Below are 3,737 nucleotides of genomic sequence, written 5' to 3'. Positions count from 1 at the left end.
GCCCGACCGCGACACAAGGCCGCTCCTCAAAGAAGCGAGCCTGAGTTGGCCTGGTATTACTTGGCTATCTGAATCTTCGGCGCCCACTTCAGCCATTCTTCTTCGGCCTGGTCGAACAAGGCGAAGGTCTGCTGCGGCCGCGCCGGGTTACCCATCTGCTCGCCATCCGGTGTGGCGAAGGCGATACCACCGTCGATCAGGGTTTCCACCGACTCGGTACGCACCGTAGCCCCCTTGAACAGCCCCCAGTCGAAACCGAAGCCACTGCTGTTCCAGAAGCGACTGCCGCTGCGTACCAGTGCCGCATAGCGCGGCTCGATCAGGATATGGATCAGCACGCGGTCAGCACTCTGGCCCAGCTCGAAGCCCGTCACCTTGCCCACCGCGACTTCGCGGTAGGTCACCGGTACACCCGGCTTGATCGAACCACGACGCGGGGCACTGAGCGTCAACGGCAGGCCGACTTCCGGCCCTGCCACTTGCGGGGCTTCGGCCAGCGCGATGAAGTCATGCTGCGGGCCACGGTCCTTGGTTGCCGGTTGCACTTCCAGGTATTGCCCGCCAACCAGGGTATCGAGGTTCTGTGTACGCACTAGGCCAAAGGCCGGCTTTACCACCCAGAACTGTGTGCCGACCCGGGCAATACGGTTCGCTGCCTCGGTAATGCGCGCCCGCAGCAGCACCGCCTGCAGGTCATCGGTGAGGTCCACGCTCTCGACGCTGCCTACATCCAGGCCGCGGAAGCGGATTGCCGTGCCAGGCTTCAGGCCATCGGCACGGTCCACGCGGATGGTGACCAACGTGCCTGCACGGTTGGCCGCCTCCTGGCTGTCGTGCAGACGGAAGCGCGGAATGTGACGCTTGAGCGCCACATCGGGTCGCGGCGTGTCGAAGGCGATACCACCGGCCATCAGCGTCTGCAGCGACTCGCTCTTGATCTTGATGCCCGACAGCCCCCCGGTCAGGGTGATACCACTGACGTTCCAGAAGCGCGAAGAGCCGTTTACCAGTTTTTCGTATTCCTTTTCGATATGTACGCCGATGAGGATGCGGTTGCTGTTACGCGCAAATTGGTAGCTCTGCACACTACCCACCTTCACCTGGCGGTACATCACCGGGCTACCGATCTCCAGCGAACCCAAAGTATCGGCGAACAGCACCATGTGCAGACCAGGCGCTTTGAGGTCGAGTGGCGGCGCCTTGGCGCGGGCCTCGAACTCGCGCTCGGGGCGTGCGCCCTTCTCGCCGGGACGGATAGCGATGTAGTTGCCTTTGACCAGTGCTTCCAGGCCGGTGATACCCGCCAGCGAAATCGAGGGTTTGACCACCCAGAACTGCGTGCCCTCGACCAGGTAGTCCTCGGTCAATGGGTCCAGCGTCAATTCGGCCGAGGCGCTGGCCAGGTTGTCTTCCATCTTCAGGGTTTTCAGCGAGCCGACCTGGATCCCCTTGTACATGACCGGCGTACGGCCCGCCTGCAGGCCCTCATAATCGCTCAGCTTCAGCTTTACGCGGATACCGGCCTGGGCTGCGTCGAAGTCCTCATACAGGCGGAACGGCAGGCTTGAGTCGGTGGGCGGGCTGTCCTTGCGGTGTTCCGGTGTGGCAAAGGCGATACCACCGGCGACAATGCTCGACAGCGACTCGCTGCGCACCTTCACCCCCGACAGCGAAGCATCGATGCTGACGCCGCTGGCATTCCAGAAACGCGTGTGCTTGCGCACCAGGCTGGCGTATGCCGGCTCGATGAAGACCTTGATTTCGACGGTGCTCTGGTCGTCGGAAAGGCGATAGCTTTTCACCCGGCCAACCTGGATCTGCTTGTAGAACACCGGGCTGTCACGGTTGAGTGAACCGAGCCGGTCAGCCTTGAGGGTCAGGTGCAGGCCCGGCTCGGTGTCCGACAACGGCGGCGCCACCTTCAACGCAGTGAAGCGCTTGGTACGCTCCCCTTCCCCTGGGCTGACGGCGATGTAGTTACCGGACACCAGTGTTTCAAGACCGGAAATACCCGCCAGGCTGACACTTGGCTTGACCAGCCAGAAGCGTGTGCCCTTGGTCAGGTGGGGTTCAGCAGCCTTGTTCATCTCGATGGTGGCGATCACCCCCTGGTTCTCGCCCTTGGCATCCAGCACCAGGCGGGTCACCTTGCCGACCGGCATGCCCTTGTAGATGACCTCGGTCTTGTTGGCGACGATGCCCTCGCCCGACTCGAAGCGGACTTCAATTTCCACGCCAGCATCACGGTAAGCCTGCCACGCCAGCCAGCCGCCGATCATCAAGGCGATCAAAGGCAGGATCCAGATGGCCGACCAGTTCGAGGCAGGGCGGGTTTTAGCCGTTGGCAGGTCACTCATGGTCGTCATCCGACTCCGTGTTATCCCAGATCAGTCGGGGATCGAAAGTTAAAGCAGCAAGCATTGTCAGGATCACCACAGTTGCAAAGGCGACAGCGCCCAGGTTGGCTTCGACACTGGCGATTCGGCCAAAATTCACCACCGCCACCAGGATGGCAATGACAAAGATATCCAGCATGGACCAGCGCCCGATGAATTCGATGAAGCGGTACATCAATATCCGTTGCCGCGCCGAAAGCGGCTGCCGACGCTGAACGGAATACAACAGCAGGCCGATCCCCACCAGCTTGAAGGTGGGCACCAGGATGCTGGCAATGAATACCACGGCAGCAATGGGCACCATGCCATGCTTGAGCAAGGTGATGACGCCGGACATGATCGTGTCGGGGCTGCCTTGGCCGAGCGTACTCACGGTCATGATCGGCAACATGTTGGCCGGGATATACAAGATCGATGCAGCGATCAGCAGTGCCCAGGTACGCACGATGCTGTTCGGGCGACGGGCATGCACGATGGCACCGCAGCGTGTGCAGGTTTGTGAGGTGCTGCCCGGCTCTTGCCGATTCAGTTCGTGACATTCATTGCAGACCAGAATGCCCGCATCAATCGCCCGCATGCAGATCTTCCCCCGATAGCGCACTCCAGATCTGGTGCGGCGACATCACCACTTCGAGCCATACCTGGATCAACAGCAGGCTGATGAAGCAGAACAGCCCCAGGCCCACGGTGAGTTCGGCCAGGTCCACAAGCTTGACGATGGCCACCAGCACGCCCATGAAATAGACCTCGAGCATGCCCCAGTCACGCAAGTGGTGATAGATGCGGTAGAACAGCAGGCCATAATCGCGCCCGATGTTCAGCCGGATGCTCAACAGTACGGCCAGTTGGCAGAGGAGCTTTGCCAAGGGTATGGCCATGCTGCAGAGAAACACCACCACGGCCACACCACGCATTTCCGAGTTGTACAGGCCCAGCACGCCGCTCCAGACGGTGTCGTCCGATGTCTGGCCCAGCAGGTGCAGCTGCATGATAGGCAGGAAATTGGCCGGCACGAACAGCAGCAGTGCCGTCAGTACCAGCGCCAGGCTACGGTTGACCACATTGTGTCGGTGGGCGTACAGCTCGTAGCCGCAGCGCGGGCACAGCGCCTTTTCATCATGCTGGAGTACCGGCTTGCGTAACAGCAGGTCGCATTCATGGCAGGCAACCAACTCGTCCAACGGCAAGCGTGCCAATGATTCGGGTTCGACAGGATTGGGCATATAGCGCTTCTGAATAGGTGCGTGGGGCTATTCTAGTGTTCTTGCCCAGATTGTGGGAGATGTGGGAGCAGGCGCACCTACCCCACATGGGACCGCGCATGCCAGGCTTTTGCGGCCA

Annotated in this window: 3 protein-coding genes; all 3 read right to left on the bottom strand. The window is 61.0% G+C overall.

Annotated elements, in window-relative coordinates; translation table 11 throughout:
- Positions 1-56 precede the first annotated feature (56 nt).
- The 3 genes from QSV36_RS18945 to QSV36_RS18935 are packed head-to-tail and all read right to left on the bottom strand — an operon-like array spanning position 57 to position 3,619.
- Entirely contained in the window at positions 57-2,357 is a 2,301-nt protein-coding gene (locus tag QSV36_RS18945; RefSeq protein WP_289133721.1) for a PqiB family protein, read from the bottom strand.
- Positions 2,350-2,973 carry a paraquat-inducible protein A gene (locus tag QSV36_RS18940; RefSeq protein ID WP_186689420.1) on the bottom strand — a complete coding sequence of 208 codons (624 nt, stop codon included), beginning with the start codon at positions 2,971-2,973 and terminating at the stop codon, positions 2,350-2,352. The genes QSV36_RS18945 and QSV36_RS18940 overlap by 8 nt, the downstream gene beginning before the upstream one ends.
- Positions 2,960-3,619, bottom strand: a complete 660-nt coding sequence (locus QSV36_RS18935) for a paraquat-inducible protein A (RefSeq protein ID WP_225780276.1) — start codon at positions 3,617-3,619, stop codon at positions 2,960-2,962. Before QSV36_RS18935 ends, QSV36_RS18940 begins: the two co-directional genes overlap by 14 nt.
- Positions 3,620-3,737 lie beyond the last annotated feature (118 nt).

The organism is Pseudomonas sp. BCRC 81390, assembly GCF_030341915.1.
Classification (GTDB): Bacteria; Pseudomonadota; Gammaproteobacteria; order Pseudomonadales; family Pseudomonadaceae; genus Aquipseudomonas.
Note: the sequence above shows the minus strand (reverse complement) of the source record. Positions and strands in the feature narration are given on the sequence as shown.

Excerpts from the sequence above, each read along its gene's own strand:
- QSV36_RS18945 (WP_289133721.1), bottom strand. The coding sequence starts at position 2,357 with ATGAGTGACCTGCCAACGGCTAAAACCCGCCCTGCCTCGAACTGGTCG.
- QSV36_RS18940 (WP_186689420.1), bottom strand. The coding sequence starts at position 2,973 with ATGCGGGCGATTGATGCGGGCATTCTGGTCTGCAATGAATGTCACGAA.
- QSV36_RS18935 (WP_225780276.1), bottom strand. The coding sequence starts at position 3,619 with ATGCCCAATCCTGTCGAACCCGAATCATTGGCACGCTTGCCGTTGGAC.